Origin of the sequence: Streptomyces sp. NPDC058401 (genome assembly GCF_042722885.1) — a bacterium.
Classification (GTDB): domain Bacteria; phylum Actinomycetota; class Actinomycetes; order Streptomycetales; family Streptomycetaceae; genus Streptomyces.
This window is the reverse complement of record NZ_JBHXKA010000038.1, coordinates 37,576-64,238: the sequence shown is the minus strand read 5'-3', so window position 1 is coordinate 64,238 and position 26,663 is coordinate 37,576. Positions and strand designations below refer to the sequence as shown.

Annotated in this window: 14 protein-coding genes, 1 tRNA gene and 1 rRNA gene; 12 read left to right on the top strand and 4 right to left on the bottom strand. The window is 72.1% G+C overall.

Features of this window, described 5'->3' with window-relative positions:
* The first annotated feature begins 137 nt into the window (after positions 1-137).
* The 3 genes from rrf to ACFWNV_RS16745 all read left to right on the top strand — a co-directional run bounded on the left by rrf (position 138) and on the right by ACFWNV_RS16745 (position 764).
* Positions 138-255, top strand: a 5S ribosomal RNA gene (gene rrf / locus ACFWNV_RS16755).
* A 5-nt stretch (positions 256-260) separates the two neighbouring features.
* Positions 261-336 (top strand) — tRNA-Thr (locus tag ACFWNV_RS16750).
* A gap of 221 nt (positions 337-557) precedes the next feature.
* Positions 558-764, top strand: coding sequence for a hypothetical protein (locus tag ACFWNV_RS16745; protein ID WP_383946896.1), 207 nt, complete (start codon positions 558-560; stop codon positions 762-764).
* Between the two features lie 20 nt (positions 765-784).
* Here ACFWNV_RS16745 and ACFWNV_RS16740 read toward each other — a convergent pair whose 3' ends face one another.
* Positions 785-3,307: a SpoIIE family protein phosphatase gene (locus ACFWNV_RS16740; RefSeq protein ID WP_383946893.1), complete on the bottom strand. Its 2,523-nt coding sequence runs from the start codon at positions 3,305-3,307 to the stop codon at positions 785-787.
* Between the two features lie 288 nt (positions 3,308-3,595).
* Here ACFWNV_RS16740 and ACFWNV_RS16735 point away from each other — a divergent pair, with 288 nt between their 5' ends.
* From ACFWNV_RS16735 to ACFWNV_RS16700, 8 genes are all read left to right on the top strand, one after another.
* Positions 3,596-9,106: a HAMP domain-containing protein gene (locus ACFWNV_RS16735; protein ID WP_383946889.1), complete on the top strand. Its 5,511-nt coding sequence runs from the start codon at positions 3,596-3,598 to the stop codon at positions 9,104-9,106.
* 240 nt (positions 9,107-9,346) lie between these two features.
* Complete coding sequence (locus ACFWNV_RS16730; RefSeq protein ID WP_383946886.1) at positions 9,347-10,033, top strand: two-component system response regulator; 687 nt, start codon at positions 9,347-9,349, stop codon at positions 10,031-10,033.
* Between the two features lie 173 nt (positions 10,034-10,206).
* Positions 10,207-13,008: a DNA translocase FtsK gene (locus ACFWNV_RS16725; RefSeq protein WP_383946883.1), complete on the top strand. Its 2,802-nt coding sequence runs from the start codon at positions 10,207-10,209 to the stop codon at positions 13,006-13,008.
* Positions 13,009-13,259: 251 nt separating this feature from the next.
* Entirely contained in the window at positions 13,260-14,162 is a 903-nt protein-coding gene (locus tag ACFWNV_RS16720) for a helix-turn-helix domain-containing protein (RefSeq protein WP_383946880.1), read from the top strand.
* 126 nt (positions 14,163-14,288) lie between these two features.
* The gene (gene rimO, locus ACFWNV_RS16715) at positions 14,289-15,782 is read left to right on the top strand and encodes a 30S ribosomal protein S12 methylthiotransferase RimO (protein WP_383946877.1); all 1,494 of its coding nucleotides are present in this window, start codon (positions 14,289-14,291) and stop codon (positions 15,780-15,782) included.
* A complete protein-coding gene (gene pgsA / locus ACFWNV_RS16710; protein WP_383946874.1) occupies positions 15,779-16,435 on the top strand; it encodes a CDP-diacylglycerol--glycerol-3-phosphate 3-phosphatidyltransferase in 657 nt (218 codons plus the stop codon). The genes rimO and pgsA overlap by 4 nt, the downstream gene beginning before the upstream one ends.
* A gap of 62 nt (positions 16,436-16,497) precedes the next feature.
* Entirely contained in the window at positions 16,498-17,037 is a 540-nt protein-coding gene (locus tag ACFWNV_RS16705; protein WP_383946907.1) for a CinA family protein, read from the top strand.
* Positions 17,038-17,146: 109 nt separating this feature from the next.
* Entirely contained in the window at positions 17,147-17,527 is a 381-nt protein-coding gene (locus ACFWNV_RS16700; protein WP_112451800.1) for a helix-turn-helix domain-containing protein, read from the top strand.
* Between the two features lie 667 nt (positions 17,528-18,194).
* On the opposite strand, the gene ACFWNV_RS16695 is transcribed toward ACFWNV_RS16700, so the two are convergent.
* Together ACFWNV_RS16695 and ACFWNV_RS16690 are read right to left on the bottom strand one after the other, a co-directional pair.
* Entirely contained in the window at positions 18,195-18,962 is a 768-nt protein-coding gene (locus tag ACFWNV_RS16695; protein WP_383946871.1) for an SDR family NAD(P)-dependent oxidoreductase, read from the bottom strand.
* Between the two features lie 36 nt (positions 18,963-18,998).
* On the bottom strand, positions 18,999-19,886 hold the full coding sequence (locus tag ACFWNV_RS16690) for a DNA-formamidopyrimidine glycosylase family protein (protein ID WP_383946868.1): 888 nt from the start codon (positions 19,884-19,886) through the stop codon (positions 18,999-19,001).
* Between the two features lie 1,409 nt (positions 19,887-21,295).
* On the opposite strand from ACFWNV_RS16690, the gene ACFWNV_RS16685 reads away from it, so the two are divergent.
* Positions 21,296-21,940, top strand: coding sequence for a dihydrofolate reductase family protein (locus tag ACFWNV_RS16685; protein ID WP_383946865.1), 645 nt, complete (start codon positions 21,296-21,298; stop codon positions 21,938-21,940).
* Between the two features lie 15 nt (positions 21,941-21,955).
* Here the strand turns inward: ACFWNV_RS16685 and ACFWNV_RS16680 are convergent, their stop codons facing one another.
* Positions 21,956-26,569 (bottom strand): ATP-dependent helicase, encoded by a 4,614-nt coding sequence (locus ACFWNV_RS16680; RefSeq protein ID WP_383946863.1) that lies wholly within the window; start codon positions 26,567-26,569, stop codon positions 21,956-21,958.
* Between the last annotated feature and the right edge of the window lie 94 nt (positions 26,570-26,663).

The window sequence follows — 26,663 nt, the reverse complement described above, 5'->3', positions numbered from 1 at the left end:
CAGATGTGGAAGCCCGGTAACGGGTGGAGCTGACTGGTACTAATAGGCCGAGGGCTTGTCCTCAGTTGCTCGCGTCCACTGTGTTAGTTCTGAAGTAACGAACTGTGTTCATATCCGGTTGGTTAACTTCATAGTGTTTCGGTGGTCATAGCGTTAGGGAAACGCCCGGTTTACATTCCGAACCCGGAAGCTAAGCCTTTCAGCGCCGATGGTACTGCAGGGGGGACCCTGTGGGAGAGTAGGACGCCGCCGAACAACCCGCCCTTTTAGCTCAGTCGGTAGAGCGTCTCCATGGTAAGGAGAAGGTCAACGGTTCGATTCCGTTAAAGGGCTCCAAAACGAGAAGGCCCCCGCCATTGGCGGGGGCCTTTTTGCGTTTCCCCCATGGGCATGGGGTGTTGAAGGGCCTCCGCTCTGTGGCGGGGGCCCTTTGCGCGTGAGGGGGGTGCGGGGCTCCTCGTCAAGCCCCGAATCTTCGGGCCGTGACCGGGGGTGGGGTTCGGGGCGCAATGGGATCAGCAGGAGTTCCAAGGCCCTCGATCCACGGGAGGAACCTCATGAGCAACGAACGGATTCGACACCTCGCCCACACGGTCAGGGCGGCTCTGGCCGGCGACGGCGCCTCCCCGTCCTCGTCCTCGTCCCTGTCTTCTTCGCGCTTCGATACCGGCCGTGACGCGGCCGTGGAGACGGGCAGTGCGCCCTGGGCCGGGGAGATGGCCGCCCCGTCCTTCATGATCCTGGTGGCGGGGCCCCGCCGGTAGGGCGGGCGGCGCGACGGTGCTCAGTCGCCGTCGCGCTGCCGCGGGATGCGGAAGGCGAGGATGGCCATGTCGTCGGAGGCCGGTTCGGCGGCGAAGCGTTCCACCGCGCGCAGGACGCGGGAGGCGACGGCGCCGGCGGTGAGGCCCGTACAGGTGGTGAGGACCTCGGCGAGGCCGTCGTCGCCGAGCATGCGGGTGCCCTCGCGGCGTTCGGTGACGCCGTCCGTGACACAGAGCAGGACGTCGCCGGGGTCCAGGGTGAGGGTCTGCTCGTAGAGGTCCAGGTCGTCGAGGACGCCGAGCAGGGGCTGCGGGTCGGCGGCCGAGGTGACCTCGCCGTTCGGGCGCAGGCGCAGCGGCAGCGGGTGGCCCGCGCAGACGACCTTCATGTGGGCGCCGCCGTCGGGCTGCGGGTGCAGCTCGCCGTACAGGAGGGTGAGGAAGCGGCTGCGGTCGCCCTCGTCGAGGATCGCGGCGTTCAGGCGTTCCAGTACGGCCGGGCCGCCGAGGCCCTCGCGGGCCAGGAGGCGCAGGGCGTGGCGGGCCAGGCCGGTGACGGCGGCCGCCTCCGGGCCGGTGCCGCAGACGTCGCCGATGGCGAACCCGTACACGCCGGGGCGGATCGGGAAGACGTCGTAGAAGTCGCCGCCCACCTCGTTGCCCTCGCCGGCCGCGCGGTAGATGACCTCGACCTCGATGCCGGGGATGGTGGGGGAGCCGGGCGGCAGCAGGCTCCGCTGGAGCGAGCGGCTGATGGCGGTGCGCTCGGAGTACAGGCGGGCGTTGTCCAGGGCCAGGGCGGCGCGGCGGGAGAGGTCCTCGGCGAGTTCGAGGATCTCCTGCCGGAAGTGCTCCTCGGAGGGCTTGCCGAGGGTCAGCATGCCGATGACGCGGTTGCGGGCGAGGAGCGGGAGGACCACGGTCTCGCCGCCGACCGCCAGGGAGGTTTCGGGCCAGGGACGGGCGCCGGACTCGCGGACCGGCTCGGGCGGGCTGACCTGGGCCAGCAGGGCCTTCAGTCCGTCGATGCGTTCCTCGTCCTCGTGCAGCACGTAGGAGAGGAACGGGTCGGAGGCCTGGTCGGCGATGGTGTAGACGGCGCACCAGGTGGCCAGGGTGGGGACGGTCATCTGGGCCATGAGGGCCAGCGTCTGGTCCCGGTCGAGGGTGCCGGCGAGCAGGTCGGAGGCCTCGACGAGGAAGGAGAGGGAGCCGCGGCGCAGTCGTTCGAGCTCGCCGAGGCGGGCCGATTCCACGGCGAGGGCGATGCGGTCCGCGGCGAACTGCAGGCGCAGGGCGTCGTCGTTGGAATAGCGGCCGGGCATTTCGGTGGCCACCCCGAGGGAGCCGGTGAGGCGGCCTTCGACCTTGAGGGGGACGGTGATGGCCGAGCGCATGCCGGTGGCTTCGAGGAGGGGCACCGCGCCGGGGACGACGACGAGGTCCTCGTGGACGGCGGGCATGCGGGCGCTGCCGTACCGGTTGGTGCCGGCTTCGACGGGGACGCGGGCGAAGCGCTGGCGGGTGGAGGGCAGGCCGGTGGTGGCGCGGACTTCGAGCTCGGTCTCGTCGTCGGTGGCGAGGAGGAGGAAGGCGGAGTCGGCGTCGAGGAGGTCGCGGGCGCGTTCCACGGTGCGCTGGAGGAGGCCGTCGAGGTCGTCGGGGGCGGGGGAGCCGATGAAGATCTCGAAGGGGTCCGTGGGGCGGGTCTCGGTCAGCTGGCCACCGTCCAGGGGGACCCGTGCGGGGCTTTGCAGCAGGGCGCGCTCGTCGTCGTGCACGAGTAGGCAGACGATGGAGGGCTCGCCGTGGGCATCGCGGACCCGCAGGTGGGAGGCGTAGACGGGGATGACGCGGCCGTCGGCGCCGCGGATGCCGTAGCTGCCCTCCCAGCGGGACAGGCGCAGGGCCTCGGCGATGCCGGTGCCGGTGCCGGGGGTCTGCGGCCAGGCGGCGAGCTCGGCGAGCGGGCGGCCGACCGCCTTCGAGGCGAGGTGGCCGAAGATGATCTCGGCGTCCTCGTTCCAGGCGGAGACGGTGCCGGCGGAGTCGATCTGCAGGACGGCTACGCGGACCCGGCTGTCGGCCAGGGGAAGGAGCTGGTCGGGGACGACGGGCCCCGCGGAGCGGGTACCGACCGGACGGTCCGGCAGGTCGAGCCGGAACCACACGTGCTTGTGCGCGGACGTGTACTCGACGCCCCAGCGGGTGGCGAGGGCGGCGCAGAGCATGAGCCCGCGGCCGTTCTCGCGGTCGGGGTCCGCGTAGGGGCGGTCGCCGGGGTGCTGGAGGGGGAGCTCGCGCTCCGGGTAGCGGTCGGCGACCTCGACCCGTACGCCGTCGCCGGTGCGCAGGCACAGCACCTCGGCGCGGGTTCCCGCGTGGACCACGGCGTTGGTGACGAGCTCGCTGGTGAGGACCACCGCGTCGTCGACGATGTCCGCGAATCCCCAGCCCTGGAGGGTGTCGCGGACGAATGCGCGGGCAGCAGCGACTGAACGCCCCTGTGGATCGAAACTGGCAGCGGCCCGTGCCGTGATCACAAGTCTCCTTCGACGCGGTGGACAACGGATGCCAGGTTACTTACCTTCGCGCTCGCCATGGTGCCGTCGTCTGGGAATCCACCCGCAGGGTGCGGCCGGTGTGCGATGGTGCCGGAGTGTTATGGCCGGGTTGGGCCGGGGTGAAACACTGGGCAGGCTTCGAGTCAGGCCGTAGTGGATGGACACGGCATAGATGGGCACGGCGTAGATGGGCACGGCGTAAGTGGACGCAGTCTGATGAACAAGATGCCCGGTGGAACAGTGGTCGACCCTTTCGGGAGGGACACGGTGGAGGCTGGCGCGGCGGTGCGGCGTACGGGAACGCGCCCGAAGGGAGGTCGCTCCCGGCGGGGCGTGACGACGGAAGTCGATACCGCGGCCCTGAACAGGCTGCTCACGGCCCTGGTGTCGATGCGGGACGGTAACTTCCGCAAGCGGCTGACGGTGTCCGGCGACGGGGTGATGGCTGAGATCGCGGCCGTCTACAACGAGGTCGCCGACCGCAATCTCCACCTGACCGGGGAGCTGTCCCGTGTGCGCCGGATGGTCGGCCGCGAGGGCAAGCTCAGCGAACGGCTGGAAACAGGTGCCTGCGAGGGCTCCTGGGCGGCCGCGATCGACGCCTCGAACCAGCTGGTCGACGACCTGGCCCGGCCGGTGTCCGAGGTGGGCCGGGTGCTGTCGGCGGTCGCGGAGGGTGATCTCGACCAGCGCATGGACCTGCGGACCCAGGCCGCGGAGGGTGCCGGGCACCCGCTGCGCGGGGAGTTCCTGAAGGTCGGGCGGACGGTCAACAACCTGGTCGACCAGCTCTCCGCGTTCACCGACGAGGTGACGCGGGTGGCGCTGGAGGTGGGTACCGAGGGCAAGCTCGGCGGCCAGGCACAAGTGCGCGGAATGTCCGGATCCTGGAAGGATCTGACCGACTCCGTCAACACGATGGCGTACCGGCTCACCGCCCAGGTGCGTGACATCGCTCTCGTGACGACGGCGGTGGCCAAGGGCGATCTGTCGCGCAAGGTCACGGTGCACGTGGCCGGCGAGATGCTCCAGCTGAAGAACACCGTCAACACGATGGTGGACCAGCTCTCCTCGTTCTCCTCCGAGGTGACCCGCGTGGCCCGCGAGGTGGGTACGGAGGGTGAGCTCGGCGGCCAGGCGAAGGTGCCCGGGGTCGCGGGCGTGTGGAAGGACCTGACCGACTCCGTCAACACGATGGCGGGCAACCTGACGGCCCAGGTGCGCGGCATCGCGCAGGTGACCACGGCCGTGGCCAACGGAGACCTGTCGCAGAAGGTCCGGGTCAGTGCGCGCGGCGAGGTCGCGCAGCTGGCCGAAACGATCAACCAGATGACCGAGACGCTGCGGACCTTCGCGGACGAGGTCACGCGCGTGGCCAGCGAGGTCGGTGCCAAGGGTCTGCTGGGCGGGCAGGCGCAGGTGCCCGGTGCGGCCGGGACGTGGAAGGACCTCACCGATTCGGTGAACACGGTCTTCCGCAACCTGACCACGCAGGTGCGCGACATCGCGCAGGTGACGACGGCGGTGGCCAACGGCGACCTGTCGCAGAAGGTCACCGTGAACGTGGCCGGCGAGATGCTGGAGCTGAAGAACACCGTCAACACGATGGTGGACCAGCTCCAGTCCTTCGGCGCGGAAGTGACGCGGGTGGCCCGTGAGGTCGGCGTCGAGGGTGAACTGGGCGGGCAGGCGCAGGTGCCCGGCGCGGCCGGGACCTGGAAGGACCTCACCGACTCGGTGAACACCGCCTTCCGCAATCTCACCGGGCAGGTCCGCAACATCGCCCAGGTGACGACGGCGGTGGCCAACGGCGACCTGTCGCAGAAGGTCACGGTCGACGTCTCCGGCGAGATGCTCCAGCTCAAGAACACCGTGAACACGATGGTGGACCAGCTGTCCTCCTTCGCCGACCAGGTCACGCGGATGGCGCGGGACGTGGGCACGGAGGGCCGGCTCGGCGGCCAGGCGCGGGTCGAGGGGGTGTCCGGCACCTGGAAGGAGCTCACCGACTCCGTCAACTTCATGGCCGGGAACCTGACCTCCCAGGTGCGCCAGATCGCCCAGGTGACCACGGCGGTGGCGCGCGGCGACCTCTCCCAGAAGATCGACGTGGACGCCCGGGGCGAGATCCTGGAGCTGAAGAACACCATCAACACGATGGTCGACCAGCTCTCGGCCTTCGCGGAGCAGGTGACCCGGGTGGCCCGGGACGTGGGTACGGAGGGCCGGCTCGGCGGTCAGGCGCAGGTGCCCGGTGTGGCCGGCGTGTGGCGCGATCTGACCGACTCGGTGAACGGCATGGCCGGGAACCTGACCTCGCAGGTCCGCAACATCGCGCAGGTCGCCACCGCGGTGGCCCGCGGCGACCTGTCGCAGAAGATCGAGGTCGACGCCCGGGGCGAGATCCTGGAGCTGAAGAACACCCTCAACACGATGGTCGACCAGCTCTCGAACTTCGCGGAGCAGGTGACCCGGGTGGCCCGGGAGGTGGGCACCGAGGGCATCCTGGGCGGCCAGGCGGAGGTGAAGGGGGTCTCCGGCACCTGGAAGGACCTCACCCAGTCCGTCAACTTCATGGCGAACAACCTGACCTCGCAGGTCCGCAACATCGCCGAGGTGACCACGGCGGTCGCCATGGGCGACCTCTCCAAGAAGATCACCGTCGATGCCAAGGGCGAGATCCTGGAGCTCGTCACCACCGTGAACACGATGGTGGACCAGCTCTCCTCCTTCGCCGAGCAGGTGACGAGGGTGGCCCGCGAGGTGGGTACCGAGGGCATCCTCGGCGGCCAGGCCCGGGTGCGCGGGGTCACCGGCATCTGGAAGGACCTCAGCGACAACGTCAACACCATGGCCGGCAATCTGACGGCCCAGGTGCGCGGGATCGCGCAGGTGTCGACCGCGGTGGCCAACGGCGACCTGACCAAGACGGTCACCGTCGAGGCGCGCGGCGAGGTCGCGCAGCTCGCCGACACCGTCAACACCATGGTCAAGACCCTGTCCTCCTTCGCCGACGAGGTCACGCGCGTGGCCCGCGAAGTGGGTACGGAGGGCCGCCTCGGCGGCCAGGCGCACGTGCCCGGGGTCTCCGGGACCTGGAAGGACCTCACCGACTCGGTGAACTTCATGGCCTCCAACCTCACCGGCCAGGTGCGGCAGATCGCCATGGTCACGACCGCCATCGCCAAGGGCGACATGACCAAGAAGATCGACATCGATGCGCGCGGGGAGATCCTGGAGCTCAAGACCACGATCAACACGATGGTCGACCAGCTCTCCTCCTTCGCCGACCAGGTGACCCGGGTCGCCCGCGAGGTGGGTACGGAGGGCATCCTCGGCGGCCAGGCGCGGGTGCGGGACGTGGACGGCACCTGGCGGGACCTGACCGAGTCCGTGAACGAGATGGCCGGGAACCTCACCCGGCAGGTGCGCGCCATCGCGGCCGTGGCCACCGCGGTGACCCGCGGCGACCTCAACCTGAAGATCGACGTGGACGCCGCCGGCGAGATCCAGGTCCTCCAGGACAACATCAACACGATGATCGCCAACCTGCGCGACACCACCTTGGCCAACAAGGAGCAGGACTGGCTCAAGGGCAACCTCGCCCGCATCTCCGCCCTGATGCAGGGCCGCCGCGAGCTGGACGACGTGGCCTCGCTGATCATGAGCGAGCTGACCCCGGTGGTCTCCGCGCAGCACGGGGCGTTCTTCCTGGCGCTGCCGACCGGGGGCACCACCGAGATCGGGACCGACGGGGGCGCGGACGGCTCGTACGAGCTGCGGATGCGCGGGAGTTACGCGTACGCCGGCGGGCAGATGCCCATCTCCTTCCGGCCGGGGGAGGGACTGATCGGGATGGTCGCCGAGGAGAAGCGGATGGTGCTCATCGAGAACACCCCGCCCGGCTACCTGAAGATCTCCTCCGGGCTCGGCGAGGCCCCGCCCGCGCACGTGATCGTGCTGCCGGTGCTCTTCGAGGGGAAGGTGCTCGGCGTCATCGAGCTGGCCTCCTTCCAGCCCTTCACGCAGATCCAGAAGGACTTCCTCAGCCAGATCGCCGAGATGATCGGTACGAGCGTCAACACCATCTCCGTCAACTCCAAGACGGAGATGCTGCTCAAGCAGTCGCAGGAGATGACCGAGCAGCTGCGCGAGCGTTCCGACGAGCTGGAGAACCGGCAGAAGGCCCTCCAGGCCGCCAACGCCGAGCTGGAGGAGAAGGCCGAGCTGCTGGCCCAGCAGAACCGGGACATCGAGGTGAAGAACACCGAGATCGAGGAGGCCCGGCAGGTCCTGGAGGAGCGCGCCGAGCAGCTCGCGGTCTCGATGCGGTACAAGAGCGAGTTCCTGGCGAACATGTCCCACGAGCTGCGGACCCCGCTCAACTCCCTGCTGATCCTGGCCAAGCTGCTCGCCGACAACGCGGACGAGAACCTCTCGCCCAAGCAGGTGGAGTTCGCCGAGACCATCCACGGGGCCGGCTCCGACCTGCTCCAGCTGATCAACGACATCCTCGACCTGTCGAAGGTCGAGGCCGGGAAGATGGACGTCTCCCCGACGCGGATCGCGCTGGTCCAGCTCGTCGACTACGTGGAGGCCACCTTCCGGCCGCTGACCGCGGAGAAGGGGCTCGACTTCTCGGTGCGGGTCTCCCCGGAGCTCCCGGCCACCCTGCACACCGACGAGCAGCGGCTGCTCCAGGTGCTGCGCAACCTCCTGTCGAACGCGGTGAAGTTCACCGACACCGGGGCGGTGGAGCTGGTGATCCGGCCCGCCGGGGCGGATGTGCCCATCGCGATCCGGGAGCAGCTCCTGGAGGCCGGTTCACTGCGGGAGGCCGACGCCGATCTGATCGCCTTCTCGGTGACCGACACCGGGATCGGGATCGCCGCGAGCAAGATGCTGGTGATCTTCGAGGCGTTCAAGCAGGCCGACGGGACGACCAGCCGCAAGTACGGCGGCACCGGCCTGGGTCTGTCCATCAGCCGGGAGATCGCCCGGCTCCTGGGCGGGGAGATCCATGCGGCGAGCGAGCCCGGCCGCGGGTCGACCTTCACGCTGTACCTGCCGCTGCACCCGAGCGAGCTGCCGCCGCAGGGGTACGCGCCGCCGACGCCCGGCGGGGCGCGCGGGGAGCTGTACCGCCGCCCGGCCGCCGAGGAGGCGCGGCCCGAACTGCCGGCGGCGCCGGTGGCGCAGGGCCCCGTAGGACCCGTGTCGCCGATGGCGCTGCCGCGGGCCGGGGAACAGGCCGGGCAGGGCTCGTCGGCGCTGTTCCGGCGGCGCCGCAAGGCGATGGCCGAGCCGCCGCTGCGGGCTGAGGTGCCCGGGCAGGGGGACGCGGAGGCCTGGGCCGTCGAGGAGCCGCTGCCCTCGACGCCGCGGACGTACGACTTCCACGGGGAGCGGGTGCTGATCGTGGACGACGACGTGCGCAACGTCTTCGCGCTGACCAGCGTGCTGGAGCAGCACGGGCTGGCGGTGCTGTACGCGGAGAACGGCCGGGAGGGCATCGAGGTCCTGGAACAGCACGACGACGTGGCGCTCGTGCTGATGGACATCATGATGCCGGAGATGGACGGGTACGCGACGACCTCGGCGATCCGGCGGATGCCCCAGTTCGAGGGGCTGCCGATCATCGCCCTGACGGCGAAGGCGATGAAGGGGGACCGGGAGAAGGCGATCGAGTCCGGTGCCTCGGACTACGTGACCAAGCCGGTCGAGCCCGACTACCTCCTGTCGGTCATGGAAGGGCACATGCGCGGGGCCGGGGCGTGACCGGGCGGGCGGAGGGGGACTCTTGGGGGACTCCCCGGGGAACCTTCTGCCCGTCCGGCACGTTTCCGCTTCGTGCGCTGTGACATCTTGGTGACAGGGTGTGGCGATCTCGGGACTGGGGCTACGATGACCGGCACAAGGACGGACGGCGCAAGGATGCCGTCCTCTGGGGCGGGGCCCGGCGCACAGGCCGGAGCCAGGAGCCGGGGAGGCCCCATGCCGGGGCGAGGAGGACAGGGCATGGTGCAGAAGGCCAAGATCCTCCTGGTCGACGACCGGCCGGAGAATCTGCTGGCGCTGGAGGCCATCCTCTCCGCGCTCGATCAGACACTGGTCCGGGCGTCGTCGGGGGAGGAAGCGCTCAAGGCGCTGCTGACGGACGACTTCGCGGTCATCCTGCTCGACGTGCAGATGCCGGGCATGGACGGGTTCGAGACGGCCGCGCACATCAAGCGGCGTGAGCGGACCCGGGACATCCCGATCATCTTCCTCACGGCGATCAACCACGGTCCGCACCACACCTTCCGCGGGTACGCGGCGGGCGCGGTGGACTACATCTCCAAGCCCTTCGACCCGTGGGTGCTGCGGGCCAAGGTCTCGGTGTTCGTCGAGCTGTATACGAAGAACTGCCAACTGCGCGAGCAGGCGGCGCTGCTGAGGCTCCAGCTGGAGGGCGGCGGCTCCAACGGCGCGGTGGACGGCTCCAAGGAGACGGCCGGCCTGCTGGCCGAGCTCTCCGCGCGGCTCGCCGCGGTGGAGGAGCAGGCGGAGGCGCTGACCAAGCAGCTCGGCGAGGAAGCGGCCGATCCCTCGGTGGTGGCCACCGCCGCGCACCTGGAGCGCAAGCTCACCGGGCTGCGGCGGGCGCTCGACGCGCTGGAGCCGGGGACCGGCGGCGGGGCTCCCGTACTGCCCGCGCACAGCTAGCCCACCCACAGCCGGCCCGCTTGGCGGCCCGTCAGGTCTGGCGGAGCGTCAGGGCGGGCCGCCGGTACGGGCCGAGGGCGCGGGCGTCTCCCACCTGAGACCCGGAACGACACGAACGGGTGAAGGGGTGGGCACGCGTGTCCACCGGCGCGCGCACCGGTAACCTCGGGCGCATGGCCTCAAGTACGTCCGGTAAGGGTTCCCAGAGCACGGCGGGCACCGCGAAGGGCCGCACCGGCCGTACGGCGGCGCCGGCGAAGAAGGCTGCCCCAGCCCGCAAGCCGCCCGCGAAGAAGCCGGCGCCCGCCGCCAAGCGCGGCCCCGTCAGGAAGGTGGCGCCGAAGCCCGCACCGTCCCCCACCGGGGGAGTGCTGCGGCTGGTGCGCGCCTTCTGGCTCGGCATCGCGCACGCGGTCGGTGCGATCTTCCGCGGCATCGGCCAGGGCGCGAAGAACCTCGACCCGGCCCACCGCAAGGACGGCCTCGCCCTGCTGCTGCTCGCGCTCGCGCTGATCGTCGCCGCCGGGACCTGGTCGAACCTGAGCGGGCCCGTCGGGGACCTGGTGACCATGCTGGTCACCGGCGCCTTCGGGCGGCTCGACCTGCTCGTGCCGGTCCTGCTCGGCGTCATGGCGGTACGTTTCATCCGCCATCCCGAACAGGCCGACGCCAACGGGCGCATCGGCATCGGGCTCTCGGCGCTGGTCATCGGAGTCCTGGGACTCGTGCACATCGCCTGCGGAGCCCCCGGGCGCGACGAGGGCACCACCGCCATGCAGAACGCCGGCGGGCTGATCGGCTGGGGCGCCTCGAAGCCGCTGATCTTCACCATGGGCGCGCCGCTGGCCGTGCCGATGCTGGTCCTGCTCACCGTGTTCGGGCTGCTCGTGGTCACCGCCACCCCGGTCAACGCGATCCCGCAGCGGCTGCGGAGCGCGGGGATCCGGCTCGGGGTCATCGCTCCGAACGCCTACGACGAGGAGTACGCGGAGCACGGGGACGCCGCGGGCGCGGCCTCGGCCGCCGCGGACCGGCACGATGCCGAGCAGTGGCGGGCCCGCTCCGGCGCCGCGGGGCCGGGAGACCCGGTGGAGACCGCCGAGGAGGAGGCGCTCGCCCGGCGACGGCGCCCCCGGCGGGCCGCGGGCCGGCCGGCCATGGACCGCGGGATGGACGCCGTGGACGTGGCCGCGGCGGCCGCCGCGGCACTGGACGGGGTGGTGTACGGCGGGATGCCGCCCTCCCCGCTGGTCGCCGACCTCACCCAGGGCATCTCGGTGGAGCGCGGGGGCGCGGAGATCACCGCCCCGGTTCCGCCGGCCCGGGAGGAGGGACCCGCCCGCGGGGAGAAGCCCGCCCCGGAGGACAGGCCGGCCGCGGCCGCGCCGCACGACACCACCGCGGCGGCCTCCGGGACGCTGTCCGTGCCCGACCTGACCAAGACCCCGCCCCAGACCCAGGCGCTGCCGCCCCGCGCGGAGCAGCTCCAGCTGCGCGGGGACATCACGTACTCCCTGCCCTCGCTGGACCTGCTGGAGAAGGGCGGCCCGGGCAAGACCCGCAGCGCCGCGAACGACGCGGTCGTGGCCTCGCTGACGAACGTGTTCATGGAGTTCAAGGTCGACGCGAAGGTCACCGGTTTCACCCGGGGCCCGACGGTGACCCGCTACGAGGTGGAGCTCGGCCCGGCCGTGAAGGTCGAGCGGATCACGGCGCTGGCGAAGAACATCGCCTACGCCGTGGCCTCGCCCGACGTGCGCATCATCAGCCCGATCCCGGGCAAGTCGGCGGTCGGCATCGAGATCCCGAACACCGACCGCGAGATGGTCAACCTGGGCGACGTCCTGCGGCTGGCGGACGCCGCCGAGGACGACCACCCGATGCTGGTGGCGCTCGGCAAGGACGTCGAGGGCGGCTACGTCATGGCCAACCTGGCGAAGATGCCGCACGTCCTGGTCGCCGGAGCCACCGGTTCCGGAAAGTCCTCCTGCATCAACTGCCTGATCACCTCGGTGATGGTGCGGGCCACCCCGGAGGACGTCCGGATGGTGCTCGTGGACCCCAAGCGGGTGGAGCTGACGGCGTACGAGGGGATCCCGCACCTCATCACGCCGATCATCACCAACCCCAAGCGGGCCGCCGAGGCGCTCCAGTGGGTCGTGCGCGAGATGGACCTGCGCTACGACGACCTGGCGGCCTTCGGGTACCGGCACATCGACGACTTCAACAAGGCGATCCGCGACGGCAAGATCAAACTGCCGCCGGGCAGCGAGCGGGAGCTCAGCCCGTACCCGTACCTGCTGGTGATCGTCGACGAGCTCGCCGACCTGATGATGGTGGCCCCGCGCGACGTGGAGGACTCCATCGTCCGCATCACCCAGCTGGCCCGCGCGGCCGGCATCCACCTGGTGCTCGCCACCCAGCGGCCCTCGGTGGACGTGGTCACCGGTCTGATCAAGGCGAACGTGCCCTCGCGCCTCGCCTTCGCCACCTCCTCGCTCGCCGACAGCCGGGTCATCCTCGACCAGCCGGGTGCCGAGAAGCTCATCGGCAAGGGCGACGGGCTGTTCCTGCCGATGGGCGCGAACAAGCCGGTGCGGCTCCAGGGCGCCTTCGTCACCGAGGACGAGATCGCCGGGATCGTGCAGCACTGCAAGGACCAGATGGCGCCCGTCTTCCGCAACGACGTCACCGTCGGGCAGAAGCAGAGGAAGGAGATCGACGAGGAGATCGGCGACGACCTCGACCTGCTGTGCCAGGCGGCCGAGCTGGTCGTCTCCACCCAGTTCGGGTCCACCTCGATGCTCCAGCGCAAGCTGCGCGTCGGCTTCGCGAAGGCCGGGCGGCTCATGGACCTGATGGAGTCCCGGGGGATCGTCGGACCGAGCGAGGGATCGAAGGCCCGCGACGTGCTGCTGAAGGCCGACGAGCTGGACGGAGTGCTCGCGGTGATCCGCGGGGAGACTCCGGAGTGACGGGCGGGGGAGACTCCCGGGTAACGGGCAGGGAGACCCCCGAGCAACGGGCACAGGATCGGGGGCAACCGTTTCCCCCGGTCGCGTGTCTAGTTGAGGGAGGTGGCGGTCCGTTCCGGGGCGCCGCACCGGGCGGGAGCCCCCTGGCCATTCGTATGGCGTAGGGAGGCGCCCCTCCGGTTGCTCCACCCTTTCGTCACCCCCCTAGACTGGACTTCCAGCAGGTGGCTACACGCTCGAAAGGCGCCCTCGTGTCCATCGGCAACGCCAACTCCCCCGAAGATGAGCGGCCTTCGACCGACGACCGGTCCGAGGACCGCCTCGTCGAACGTTCCGTCGAAGAGCCGTCGATCGGGACGGCCCTCAAGAAGGCCCGGATCGCCGCCGGGCTGACTGTCGACGAGGTCAGTTCCACCACCCGCGTGCGCATTCCGATCGTGCACGCCATCGAATCCGACGATTTCTCGCGCTGCGGCGGCGATGTGTACGCCCGCGGCCACATCCGTACGCTCGCCCGTGCCGTAGGCCTCGATCCGGAACCCCTGATCGAGTCGTACGACGCGGCCCACGGCGGCCGGCCGGCACCCACCCCCGCCGCGCCGATGTTCGAAGCCGAGCGGATCCGCCCCGAACGGCAGCGGCCCAACTGGACCGCCGCCATGGTCGCCGCCATCGTCGCCGTGATCGGCTTCGTCGGCTTCACGGCCTTCGGCGGCGCCGACGACAAGACCAAGCGGCCGGTGGCGGAAGGTTCCGCCGCGCCCAAGCCCGCACCCACCGCCTCCCCGAACGCCGCCAAGCCCTCGGTCCAGGCGCCGCCGGCGCCCACGGCCCCCAAGCCGGAGCCCTCCGACAGTGCCCTCGCCGCCGCGCCCAAGGACCTCGTCACGGTCGTCCTGACGGCCAACGACGGGGAGAGCTGGATCTCGGCCAAGGACCACAGTGGCCGGCTCCTGTTCGACGGCACCCTCCAACAGGGTCAGTCGAAGACGTTCACGGACAAGGAGTCCATCGATCTGGTGCTCGGCGACGCCGGGGTCGTGAAGCTCTTCGTGAACGGCAAGGAGATCAAGGACGAGTTCCAGCCCGGACAGGTGGAACGTCTCACATACACCAAGGACGACCCGCGTCAGGGCCAGGCCCAGGCGGGCTGACCCATAGGGCTGACCAGCAGGGAATAGAACGTTCCGGATCCCCGGGGTGCCGCGCCGCATCCCGGGGATCTTGCCGTCCGGGACGGGAGGCGGGGGCCGGTGCCGGGACGAAGTAGTCTTGAGTCCATGCCCGAACGCCGTACCGTCGCCCTTGTCACTCTTGGCTGCGCCCGTAACGAGGTGGACTCGGAGGAGCTCGCAGGCCGCTTGGCGGCGGATGGCTGGGAGCTCGTCGAGGACGCCGCCGATGCGGACGTAGCCGTCGTCAACACCTGCGGCTTCGTCGAAGCCGCCAAGAAGGACTCCGTAGACGCCCTGCTGGAGGCCAACGATCTCAAGGATCACGGCCGCACGCAGGCCGTCGTAGCCGTCGGCTGTATGGCCGAGCGCTACGGCAAGGAACTTGCCGAAGCGCTCCCCGAGGCCGACGGAGTACTCGGCTTCGACGACTACGCCGACATCTCCGACCGTCTCCAGACCATCCTCAACGGCGGCGTCCACGCCTCCCACACCCCGCGCGACCGGCGCAAGCTGCTGCCGATCAGCCCGGCCCAGCGCCAGGACGCCGACGTGGCCCTGCCCGGCCACGCCCAGGAGCCCGAAGCGGCCCCCGCGGACCTTCCGGAGGGCGTCGCGCCCGCCTCCGGTCCGCGTGCACCGCTGCGCCGCCGCCTGGACAAGAGCCCGGTCGCCTCGGTCAAGCTCGCCTCCGGCTGCGACCGCCGCTGCTCCTTCTGCGCCATCCCGTCCTTCCGCGGCTCCTTCATCTCCCGCCGCCCCAGCGACGTGCTGGGCGAGACGCGCTGGCTCGCGGAGCAGGGCGTCAAGGAGATCATGCTGGTCTCCGAGAACAACACCTCGTACGGCAAGGACCTGGGCGACATCCGCCTGCTGGAGACCCTGCTGCCCGAGCTGGCCGAGGTGGACGGCATCGAGCGCGTCCGCGTCAGCTACCTCCAGCCCGCCGAGATGCGGCCCGGCCTGATCGACGTACTCACCTCGACCCCCAAGGTCGTCCCGTACTTCGACCTCTCCTTCCAGCACTCGGCCCCCGACGTGCTGCGCGCCATGCGCCGCTTCGGTGACACCGACCGCTTCCTGGAGCTGCTGGACACCATCCGCAGCAAGGCCCCGACGGCCGGCGTCCGCTCCAACTTCATCGTCGGCTTCCCCGGCGAGAAGGAATCCGACTTCGCCGAGCTGGAGCGCTTCCTGACCAGCGCGCGCCTCGACGCCATCGGCGTCTTCGGCTACTCCGACGAGGACGGCACCGAGGCCGTCACGTACGAGAACAAGCTGGACGCCGACACCATCGCCGAGCGCCTCGCCCACATGCAGCGCCTCGCCGAGGAGCTCACCTCGCAGCGCGCGGAGGAGCGGATCGGGGAGACGCTGGAGGTGCTCGTCGAGACGGTCGTCCCGATCGACGAGGCGGAGGACGGCGAGGGAGCCTACGGGCGCGCCGCCCACCAGGCGCCCGAGACCGACGGCCAGGTCGTCTTCACGGACGGCGCGGGCCTGGTCCCGGGGCGTATCGTCACCGCGAAGGTGGTCGGCACCCTGGGTGTGGACCTCGTGGCGGAGCCCCTGGGCCTGGATCTTGAGGAGGCGGCCGGATGACCGGAGCCCCGGCATCTGCGGCGGGCGGGACCGGCCGCCGGCCCGCGCCCGGCGCGAAGCTGGGCGCCGCGGCGGTCAATCAGGCCAGCCTGTGGAACATCGCCAACATCCTGACGATGATCCGGCTGGTCCTGGTGCCGGGTTTCGTGATGCTGCTGCTCGCCGACGGGGGTTACGACCCCCAGTGGCGGGCGCTGGCGTGGGCGGCGTTCGCCGTCGCCATGATCACCGACATCTTCGACGGGCATCTGGCCCGTACGTACAACCTGGTCACGGATTTCGGGAAGATCGCCGACCCCATCGCCGACAAGGCGATCATGGGGTCGGCATTGGTGTGTCTGTCGTGGCTCGGCGACCTGCCCTGGTGGGTCACCGGGGTGATCCTCGGCCGGGAACTCGGGATCACGCTCCTGCGTTTCTGGGTCATCCGGTACGGAGTGATTCCCGCGAGCCGGGGCGGGAAGCTGAAGACCCTGGCCCAGGGCACGGCCGTGGGCATGTACGTGCTCGCGCTGACCGGGCCGCTGGCCACCCTGCGGTTCTGGGTGATGGCGGTCGCCGTCGTCCTGACCGTCGTCACCGGCCTGGACTACATCCGGCAGGCCGTCGTGCTCCGGCGCAAGGGGCTCGCCGCGGAGCGTGCCGCGCGGTGAACCTGCCCGGGGATGGCGCGGTGCTGCAAGAGACGGGCGGTTCTTCCGTGGTCGGTGAAGCGGTGCGGAATGCCGCGGCGGCCGCTGGTGACACCGGGGCGGTTGCGGCCGATGTGCTGCGACTCCTCGCGGAGAGTAACGGTACGGTTGCGGTTGCGGAGTCGCTGACCGGCGGCATGGTCGCCGCGGAACTCACGGCCGTCCCGGGAGCCTCCCGGTCCTTCCGCGGGTCCGTCACGGCGTACGCGACCGAGCTGAAGCACCGGGTGCTGGGCGTGGACGCCGGGTTGCTCGAGGCCGAAGGCGCGGTGAACCCGCAGGTCGCGGAGGAGATGGCGGTCGGAGTGCGGCGCGTGCTCGGCGCCTCCTGGGGCATCGCGACCACCGGGGTGGCCGGTCCCGACCCGCAGGACGGGCAGCCGGTGGGCACCGTTTTCATCGCCGTGGCGGGTCCCGCGGGCAGGAAAACGGCCCGGCTGCGGTTGAAAGGCTCCCGTGAGGAAATCCGTAGGGAGAGTGCACGGACAGTGCTCGAGCTGCTCGCGAGCGAACTCCGCGAGAATCTGCGGGGGCAGGATACGGAACAGGACGGGGGGATTTGATGTTTGCAGCCCTGAGTGAACACGACATCGCTCCCCGCACGGCCGCCGCGCGAGGCGGTACGGTGGGGCGTGAAGGTTACGGCTACACGGTCAGAGGAGGGAGCCACCGATGATTCTGCTCCGTCGCCTGCTGGGTGACGTGCTGCGTCGGCAGCGCCAGCGCCAGGGCCGTACTCTGCGCGAAGTCTCCTCGTCCGCCCGAGTTTCGCTCGGCTATCTCTCCGAGGTGGAGCGGGGGCAGAAGGAGGCATCTTCCGAGCTGCTCTCCGCGATCTGCGACGCGCTTGACGTACGGATGTCAGAGCTGATGCGGGAAGTCAGCGACGAGCTTTCGCTCGCCGAGCTGGCCCAGTCCGCCGCGGCGAGCGAACCGGTGTCCGCACCGGTCCGCCCGATGCTCAATTCGGTATCCGTGGCCTCGGTCACGGGTGGCCCGGAACGGGTGACCATCAAGGCGCCCGTGGAAGCGGTGAATGTCGTAGCCGCGTGATGCGTGCGTGAGCGTCTGCGCGTGCACGTGGGACGTGCGTGCGTGCTGAGCGTATGAGTGTGGCCGGAGCCCCGGCCGGTGCCCTTGGGTGCCGGCCGGGGCTCCTTGCCGTTCCGGGGGTGGGTGGCTCCGGTCTGGGCGCGGGGTGGCTCCGGTGCGGGTGCCGTTCCGGCTCCCGGCGCGAGGGGGTGCGGGTGCGGGCGGGGTGCGGGAGGATGGGCCCGTTCGGGTCTCCGGCCCCTGGAGGTGGCCGTGCGGCGGTTGCTGGGTATACCCGTGGGTCTGGCCCTCGCGCTGTCGGTGGGCGTCCTGTGGTGGTGGGCCGTGCTGCGGCTCGTGCTGGCACCGGCCGATGCCGGGCCGGTGGAGGGTGCGGTCGCCGTCGGGGGGTGGGGGCTGGGGCTGCTGCCGGTGCACTGCATACCGGGGCCCGTGGGCGGCCGTCGGCGCCGCGGGGCGGCGGGTGGCCGGGGTGACGGGGGTGGCGGCGTTCCGGGTGGCGGTGTTTCGGGCGATGGCGTTCCGGGCGACGGTGGGGAGCGGGCTGCTGCCGGGTCGGTGATGGGCGGGTCTGTGATGGGTGGGGCGCCGGGGGACGGGCCGTCGGGTGGCTGGCCGCCGGATGGCGGGTCGGGGGCCGGCGGGTGAGCGGGTGGCGGGTGAGCGGTCACCAGGGCATCGCGACTCCACCGTTCGGGCGAAGGATCTGGCCCGTCATGAAGGACGAGGCGTCCGAGGCGAGGTAGAGCACGGCCTGGGCTATGTCCTCGGGCTCGCCCACACGGCGCAGCGGGGACATCCGCGTCATCACCGCCTCGGTCTGCTCCTGGACCTCGGGGCTGTGCCGGCCGGTCATGGGCGTGCGGATCCAGCCGGGCGCTACGGCGTTCACGCGGATGCCGTGCGGGCCGGCCTCGGTGGCGAGGGTCTTGGTCAGCTGGACGACGGCGGCCTTGGCGGCGCTGTAGCAGAGCAGACCGGGCTGGGCGGCGTCCACGGCGCCGGAGGCCATGGTGATGATCGAACCGGGCCGGCCGGCCGCGATCATGGCGCGGGCCGCCTCCTGGCAGGTGCGCAGCACCCCCTTGAAGTTGATGTCCAGGACCCGGTCCAGGTCCTCGTCGGACGTCTCCAGGACGCTGCTGGTGTGCATGATCCCGGCGATCGCGGCGGTGATGTCGAGCGGGCCGGCCTGCGCGATCGCCGCCCTGATCGCGGCGCGGTCGGTCACGTCGAGGGGGTGGGCGGTGGCCCGGCCGCCGGCCTTCGTGACGAGGGCGACGGTCTCCTCCAGGCCCTGGGCATCGCGGTCCGCGCAGTGCACGGCGGCTCCGGCCTCGGCGAGGAGCACGGCGGTGGCCCGGCCGATGCCGCTGGCGGCGCCGGTGATCAGAGCGGTGCGGCCGGTGAGTTCGTACGCGCTGGGTGTAGGCATGCGGGGACGGTACGACCGGATCTGACGGGGCGTCAACTAAGGCGTCGGGCCGGATTGGCAACGGGGGCACCAGTAGGTGGGGCGGCCGTCCTGGGGCGCCTCGCGGACGGGGGTGCCGCAGCGCAGGCAGGGGCGGTGGACTCGGCCGTACACGAACAGGTCCTGGCCGGGGCGGCGGCTGCCCGTGGTGTTGCGGCGGCGGGCCTTGTTCGCGTCGAGGAGCCGGTGTGCGGCGGCGGCGAGGCGGGGGAGGATGCGCGGCGGGAGGTCGCCCACCGGGGTCCAAGGGGTGACCTGGGCGAGGAAGCAGAGCTCGGCCTTGTAGATGTTGCCGATGCCGGCCAGGTTGCGCTGGTCGAGGAGGGCTTCGCCGAGGGCGCGTGCGGGGGCGGCGAGGAGGTTCGCGGCGGCGGTCTCCTCGTCCCAGTCGGGACCGAGGAGATCGGGACCGAGATGGCCGACGGCGCGGTGCTCGTCGGCGGTGCGGAGCAGTTCGACGACGGGGAGGCGGTAGCCGACGGCGGTGTGGTCGGCGGTGGCGAGGATGACGCGGATCTCGTGGGCGGGGCCGCGGGGGCCGCGGGGGGCGCTTGGGGCGCCCGGTGTGGTGGTCGCCGGGGTCGCGGTGGGGAGGATGCGCCAGGTGCCGTCCATGCGGAGGTGGGTGTGCAGGGTGAGGCGGGTCTGGGGGGTGTGGGGGGTGGCTCCCGGGTGGGGGCCGGGTTCTGCCGCGGTGTCGGGTTCCGGGTGGCCGAAGCGCATGAGGAGGTGCTTGCCCCGGGGGACGACTTCGAGGGTGGTGAGGCCGGTGAGGTCGGCGGTGGCGAAGCGGGGGACGCGGAGGTCTGAGCGGGTGAGCTCCTTGCCCGCGAGGGCTGCGCGGAGCCGGGCCGCTGTGCGGTAGACGCTGTCGCCTTCGGGCATACGTTCATTCTCCTGCGGAGTCGGAGTCGGAGTCGGAGTCGGAGTCGGAGCCGGAGTCGGAGCCGGAGCCGGGGGTGGGGGCGGGGTCGGGCCCGGGGTCGGGGTTGGGTCGGACCCGGGGTCGGGGTCCGGGGCGGAGCCGGGGTCGGGGTCGGGGTTGGCGGGTGCGGCCGGGGGCGCCGCTGCGCGGGGCGTGCTCCCCGCCCCGCCCTTCCTCCGTTCCCCGGGGCGCGGCCCCGGACCCCACTCGCGGGGCTGCGCCCCGGGCCTCGTTCGTGGGGCTGCGCCCCGGGCCTCGTTGCTCGGGGTACGCCTCGGGCCCTGTTCGTGGGGCTGCGCCCCTCGGCCCCGGTTTGGGTTGTGCCCGGGGGGCCCTGTTCCCAGGGGGCTGTGTCTCGGGCACCGTGGCTCGGCTGTGCTCCCGGGCTGCGCCCCGGGTCCGGTTTCCTGGTCGTGCCTCGGGTCCCGTCCCCAGGGCTGCGCCCGGGACACCGTGGCTGGGGTGTGTGCCGGGGTCTGTTCCGGGGTTGTGCCTTGGGGACGGTTTCCGGGCTGAGCTCCGGGCCGTGTTCTCGGCGCTGCACCCCGGGTCCGGTTTCGGGCTGCGCCGCGGATCCCCGTTCTCCGGGTCGGCGCCCCGATCGCCGTGGCTGGGTTGTGTGCCGGGCCCTGTTCTCGGGGTGTGCCTCGGGCCCGGTTTCCGGGCTGCGCCTCGGATTCCCGGTTCCCGGGTCGGCGCCCTGGGCACCGTGTCCCGGCCGGGCCTCGGGCCCCTGTTCTCCGGGCTGTGCCTCGGGCACCGTGGCTGGGTTGTGTGCCGGGCCTGTTCGTGGGGCTGCGCTCCGGGTCCTGTTCTCGGGGCTGTCCCCGGACACGGGTTTCCCGGGGCGGTGCATTGATCACCGCGGCTGGGCTGTGTGTCGGGTCCTGTTCGTGGGGCTGTGGCCCGGGACCGGTTTCCCGGCCGCGGGGCTGCGCCGAAGACACCGTGGCTGGGGTGGGGGCCGGGTTCTGTTCTCGGGGTGTGCCTCGGGTCCGGTTTCGGGGTGTGCCTCGGATTCCCGGTTCCCGGGTCGGCGCCCTGGGCACCGTGTCCCGGCCGGGCCTCGGGCCCTGTCTCCGGGCTGTGCCCCGGGCACCGTGGCTGGGTTGTGTGCCCGGGCTGTGCCCCGGGGCTGGGGCCCGGCGCTGGGTTGGGCCTCGGGTCCCGTTCTTGGGACGTGGAGCCGGTTTCGTTCTTGGGGTGTGGCACCGGTTCTGTGCTCGGGGGTGGGGCTTGGGTGCTGTTCGCGGGGTGGGAGCCGGAGGGGTGGCTGGGGGCTGATCGGGGGGAGTGTTTGTTGTTCGGGCGATGAGTTTGGGCGGGGTGGGGAGTCTCTTCATCGTTGTCGGCGTTTGAGGAGGAAGACGTGGCTCAGTTGGTGAGGGTGCAGAACTTCAGCGTCTCGAGTGATGGCATCGGTGCCGGGGAGGAGCAGACGCTCGAGAGGCCGTTCGGGGATGCGGATCCTGCGCGGCTGTTCGCCTGGGCGGGGGCCACGGCGAGTTGGCCCAATCGGACCGAGCCCGGTGGGAGCCGGGGGCTCGACGACTACTTCGCCAGGGACTTTTCCCACAACATTGGTGCCGAGATCATGGGGCGTAACAAGTTCGGGCCCCAGCGGGGGCCCTGGCAGGACCACACGTGGCAGGGGTGGTGGGGTGACGAGCCTCCGTTCCACACCCCGGTGTTCGTCATGACCCACCACGAGCGGCCTTCGATCACGTTGTCCGACACCACGTTTCACTTCGTCGGCGGTGAGCCGGCCGACGTCCTCGCCCGGGCGCGGGAGGCGGCGCGGGGGAAGGACGTGCGGCTGGGCGGCGGGGTCACCACCATCAGGCAGTTCCTCGACGCCGACCTCGTCGACACCCTGCACGTGGCGGTCTCGCCGGTGAAGCTCGGGTCCGGACTGCGGCTCTGGGAGTCCCCCGACGAGCTGCGCGACCGCTTCCACCTGGAGGTCGTGCCCAGCCCGAGCGGGGTGACGCACCACCTGTTCTGGCGGAAGTGAGCCGGCCCCCCTCGGTCAGTGGCGCAGGCGCAGGCCCTGGGGGGTGGCGTGGAAGCCGGTGGCTTCCACGGGCGGGGCGTAGGGGGAGGTGAGGGAGGGGGCGGCGTTGATGCGTACCACGGTGAGGGCGGGCAGGGTGCCCTGGCGGGAGGCCGTGGTGAGGGCCGTCAGGGCGGCCGTGAGGCGGGGGTCGTCCGGGTCGGGCCAGGCGAGGAGGGTCTTGCCGCCGCGCTCCAGGTAGAGGGTGAGTTCCCCGTCGACCAGGACCACCAGGGAGCCCGCCTTGCGGCCCGGCTTGTGGGTGGCGCCGGACGGGGGCTCCGGCCAGGGCAGGGCGGCGCCGTAGGCGTTCGCCGGGTCGGCGGCCGCCAGGACCACCGCCGCCAGCGGGGGCGGGGTCCGCTCGGCGGCGCGGAGCCGGTCGACGGCGCCGTCCATGGCGAACTGGGCCGCGCCCAGGCCTTCGACCACGTACCCCCTGCGGGCCTGGCCGCTGTCCTCGAAGGCGGACAGGATGCGGTAGACGGCGCTGAAGCCGCCTTCCACGCCTTCGGCGGCCACCGCGCCCCGGGTCACCACCCCGTGCCGGTCCAGCAGGGTGCGGGCCAGGGCGTGTGCGCGGTGGGTCGGGTCCGGGGCGTGGACCGGGAGCAGGGACCAGCGGCCCGACACCGTGGGCGGGCCCGTACGGGAGGAAGGGGCGCTGAGGGTGCCGTAGCGGCCGCGGGGGATCGTGCGGCGGGCGCGGTGGGCGGTGGCGCCCGCCGTGCGGCCCGAGCCGAGGAGGGAGCGCAGGGGGGCCAGGGTGTCGTTGGTCAGGCGGCCCGACCACGCCAGGTCCCAGACGGCGGCGGACAGGTCCGCGTCCGAGGCGTCCGGGTGCAGGGCGCGGGCCCGGTCCGTGAGCTGGCGGAAGAACAGGCCGTAGCCGCCGGAGAGGGCGGAGAGGACCGCTTCGTGGAGCGGGCTGAGCTCCAGGGGGTGGGGCGGAGGGAGGAGGAGGGGGGCCGCCTCGGCGAGGTAGAGGGAGACCCAGCCGTCCTTGCCGGGGAGGGCGCCCGCCCCGGCCCAGACGACCTCGCCGGTGGTGGTGAGCTCGTCCAGGAGGGTGGGGGAGTAGTCCGCCACGCGGGACGGGAGGATCAGGCGTTCGAGGGCGGAGGCGGGGACCGCGGCGCCCTGGAGCTGTTCGATCGCGCGGGCCAGGCCGTCGATGCCGCGCAGGGCTCCGCCCAGGTGCTGCCACTGGGGGAGGAAGGTGGCCAGCGAAGCGGGCGGGACGGGCTCCAGTTCCTGGCGCAGGGCCGCGAGGGAGCGGCGCCGCAGCCTTCGCAGGACGGTGGCGTCGCACCACTCCTGGCCGATGCCGGCCGGGTGGAACTCGCCCTGGACCACCCGCCCGGCCGCCGCGAGCCGGTGCAGCGCGCCGTCCGTCACGGCCGTGCCCAGCCCGAAGCGGGCGGCCGCGGTGACCGTGGTGAACGGGCCGTGGGTGCGGGCGTACCGGGCCAGGAGATCGCCGAGGGGGTCCTTCACCGGCTCGGTGAACGCCTCCGGGACGCCCACCGGGAGCGCCGTGCCCAGCGCGTCGCGCAGCCGGCCTGCGTCCTCGATGGCCGACCAGTGGTCCTCGCCGCCGATCCGGACCCGGATCGCCCGGCGGGAGGCGGCGAGGGACGGGGCCCACTCGGCCTGCGCGCCCCGCTCGGCCAGCTCCGCCGGGGTGAGCGGGCCCAGCAGGCGCAGCAGGTCGGCCACCGACTCGGCGTCCTTGGCCCGCCGGTCCTCGGTCAGCCACTGGAGCTCCCGCTCCAGCTCCGTCAGCACCTCCGCGTCGAGCAGTTCGCGGAGCTCGGCCTGGCCGAGCAGCTCGGCCAGCAGCCGGGAGTCCAGCGACAGCGCGGCCGCCCTGCGCTCGGCGAGCGGTGAGTCGCCCTCGTAGAGGAACTGGGCGACGTAGCCGAAGAGGAGGGAGCGGGCGAAGGGCGAGGGCTCGGGCGTCGTGACCTCGACGAGCCGGACCCGGCGGGCCTCGATGTCCCCCATCAGCTCGGTCAGGCCCGGCACGTCGAACACGTCCTGCAGGCATTCCCGTACGGCTTCCAGCACGATCGGGAACGAACCGAACTCGGAGGCCACCTGGAGCAGCTGCGAGGCGCGCTGGCGCTGCTGCCACAGGGGGGTGCGCTTGCCGGGATTGCGGCGCGGGAGCAGCAGGGCGCGGGCCGCGCACTCGCGGAAACGGGAGGCGAACAGGGCGGAGCCGCCCACCTGGTCGGTGACGATCTGCTGGACGTCCCCGTGGTCGAAGGTCACGTCCGCCGCGCCCAGCGGGGGCTTCTCGTCGTCGAAGTCGAAGGCGGCTGAAGAGGCTGCCGCGCCCTTGCCCGCCGGGTCGTGGTCCAGCAGGTCCAGGTCCATGCTCAGCAGGTCCGCGTCCGGGAGGCGCAGCACGATGCCGTCGTCGGCGTGCATGACCTGCGCGTCCATCCCGTACCGCTCGGAGAGGCGGGCGCCGAGCGCCAGCGCCCAGGGGGCGTGCACCTGGGCGCCGAAGGGGGAGTGGACGACGACCCGCCAGTCGCCGAGCTCGTCGCGGAACCGCTCGACGACGATGGTCCGGTCGTCCGGTACGTGGCCGCAGGCCTCGCGCTGTTCGGCGAGGTAGGACAGGACGTTCTCGGCGGCCCAGGCGTCCAGGCCCGCCGCGAGCAGGCGCAGGCGGGCGTCCTCGGCGGTGAGGGCGCCGAGCTCGCGGAGGAACGCGCCGACCGCGCGGCCCAGCTCCAGCGGGCGGCCCAGCTGGTCGCCCTTCCAGAACGGGAGGCGGCCCGGGACGCCGGGGGCGGGGGTGACCAGGACGCGGTCGCGGGTGATGTCCACGATCCGCCAGGAGGTGGTGCCGAGGGTGAAGACGTCGCCGACGCGGGACTCGTAGACCATCTCCTCGTCGAGCTCGCCGACCCGGCCGCCGCCCTTCTTCGGGTCGGAGCCGGCCAGGAAGACGCCGAAGAGCCCGCGGTCCGGGATGGTCCCGCCGGAGGTGACGGCGAGCCGCTGGGCGCCGGGCCGGCCGGTGATCGTACCGGCGACGCGGTCCCACACCACCCGGGGCCGGAGCTCGGCGAACGCGTCCGAGGGGTAGCGGCCGGCCAGCATGTCCAGCACCGCCGTGAAGGCCGAGTCGGGCAGCGCCGCGAAGGGGGCCGCCCGGCGGACCAGGGCGAGCAGGTCGTCCAGCTGCCAGGTGTCCATCGCGGTCATCGCGACGAGCTGCTGGGCGAGGACGTCGAGCGGGTTGGAGGGGATCCGCAGGGACTCGATCGAGCCCGTCCGCATCCGCTCGGTGACCACGGCCGCCTGGACGAGGTCGCCCCGGTACTTGGGGAAGACCACCCCGGTGGAGACCGCGCCCACCTGGTGTCCGGCCCGGCCCACCCGCTGGAGCCCGGAGGCCACCGACGGCGGGGACTCCACCTGGATGACCAGATCGACCGCGCCCATGTCGATGCCGAGCTCCAGACTGGAGGTGGCGACCACGGCGGGCAGCCGGCCCGCCTTCAGGTCCTCCTCCACCAGCGCCCGCTGCTCCTTGGAGACCGAGCCGTGGTGGGCCCGGGCCAGCAGCGGCGGAGCGCCCTGGGCGGCGCCCGACTGGGCCATGATCTCGGCCGGGGGCGGGCCCTCGGGCAGCGGGCCGCCGGTGGCCCGCTCGTACGCGATCTCGTTGAGCCGGTTGCACAGGCGCTCGGCGAGGCGGCGGGAGTTGGCGAACACGATGGTGGACCGGTGGGCCTGGACCAGATCGGCGATCCGCTCCTCCACGTGCGGCCAGATGGAGGGCTTGTCGCCGCCCTCCTTGCCCTCGGTGGCGGGGGAGCCCCCCAACTCGCCCATGTCCTCGACCGGGACGACCACCGACAGGTCGAACTCCTTGGTGGAGGGCGGCTGGACGATCTCCACCTTGCCGCGCGGGGCGAGGTAGCGGGCCACCTCTTCCACCGGGCGGACCGTCGCGGACAGGCCGATCCGGCGCGCGGGGCGGGGCAGCAGCTCGTCCAACCGCTCCAGCGACAGCGCGAGATGGGCGCCGCGCTTGGTCCCGGCGACCGCGTGCACCTCGTCCAGGATCACCGTCTCGATCCCGGCCAGCGCCTCGCGGGCCGCCGAGGTCAGCATCAGGAACAGCGATTCGGGCGTGGTGATCAGGATGTCCGGCGGCCGGGTCACCAGTGCGCGCCGCTCGGCCGGCGGGGTGTCGCCGGAGCGGATCCCCACCCGGATCTCGGGCTCGGGCAGGCCCAGGCGCACCGATTCCTGCCGGATGCCGGTCAGCGGGCTGCGGAGATTGCGCTCCACGTCCACCGCCAAGGCCTTCAGGGGCGAGATGTAGAGGACCCGGCAGCGCTTCTTCGGCTCCGCCGGGGGCGGGGTCGAGGCGAGCTGGTCGAGGGCGGCGAGGAAGGCGGCCAGGGTCTTGCCGGAGCCGGTGGGGGCCACCACCAGCACGTCCGAGCCCGCCCCGATGGCCCGCCAGGCGCCCTCCTGGGCGGAGGTGGGCGAGACGAAGGCCCCCGTGAACCAGGAACGGGTCGCGGGGGAGAACGAGTCGAGCGCATTACCGGACATGCCCCCATCGTGCACCCGCCCACCGACAACGGGCCGGACCTGTGGAAACACCCCGTCCCGACCTGTGGAAACACCCCGGCCGGACCGGGCGCAG

Excerpts from the sequence above, each read along its gene's own strand:
- ACFWNV_RS16745 (WP_383946896.1), top strand. The coding sequence starts at position 558 with ATGAGCAACGAACGGATTCGACACCTCGCCCACACGGTCAGGGCGGCT.
- ACFWNV_RS16730 (WP_383946886.1), top strand. The coding sequence starts at position 9,347 with ATGGTGCAGAAGGCCAAGATCCTCCTGGTCGACGACCGGCCGGAGAAT.
- ACFWNV_RS16695 (WP_383946871.1), bottom strand. The coding sequence starts at position 18,962 with ATGCCTACACCCAGCGCGTACGAACTCACCGGCCGCACCGCTCTGATC.
- ACFWNV_RS16725 (WP_383946883.1), top strand. The coding sequence starts at position 10,207 with ATGGCCTCAAGTACGTCCGGTAAGGGTTCCCAGAGCACGGCGGGCACC.
- ACFWNV_RS16680 (WP_383946863.1), bottom strand. The coding sequence starts at position 26,569 with ATGTCCGGTAATGCGCTCGACTCGTTCTCCCCCGCGACCCGTTCCTGG.
- pgsA (WP_383946874.1), top strand. The coding sequence starts at position 15,779 with ATGACCGGAGCCCCGGCATCTGCGGCGGGCGGGACCGGCCGCCGGCCC.
- ACFWNV_RS16700 (WP_112451800.1), top strand. The coding sequence starts at position 17,147 with ATGATTCTGCTCCGTCGCCTGCTGGGTGACGTGCTGCGTCGGCAGCGC.
- ACFWNV_RS16690 (WP_383946868.1), bottom strand. The coding sequence starts at position 19,886 with ATGCCCGAAGGCGACAGCGTCTACCGCACAGCGGCCCGGCTCCGCGCA.
- rimO (WP_383946877.1), top strand. The coding sequence starts at position 14,289 with ATGCCCGAACGCCGTACCGTCGCCCTTGTCACTCTTGGCTGCGCCCGT.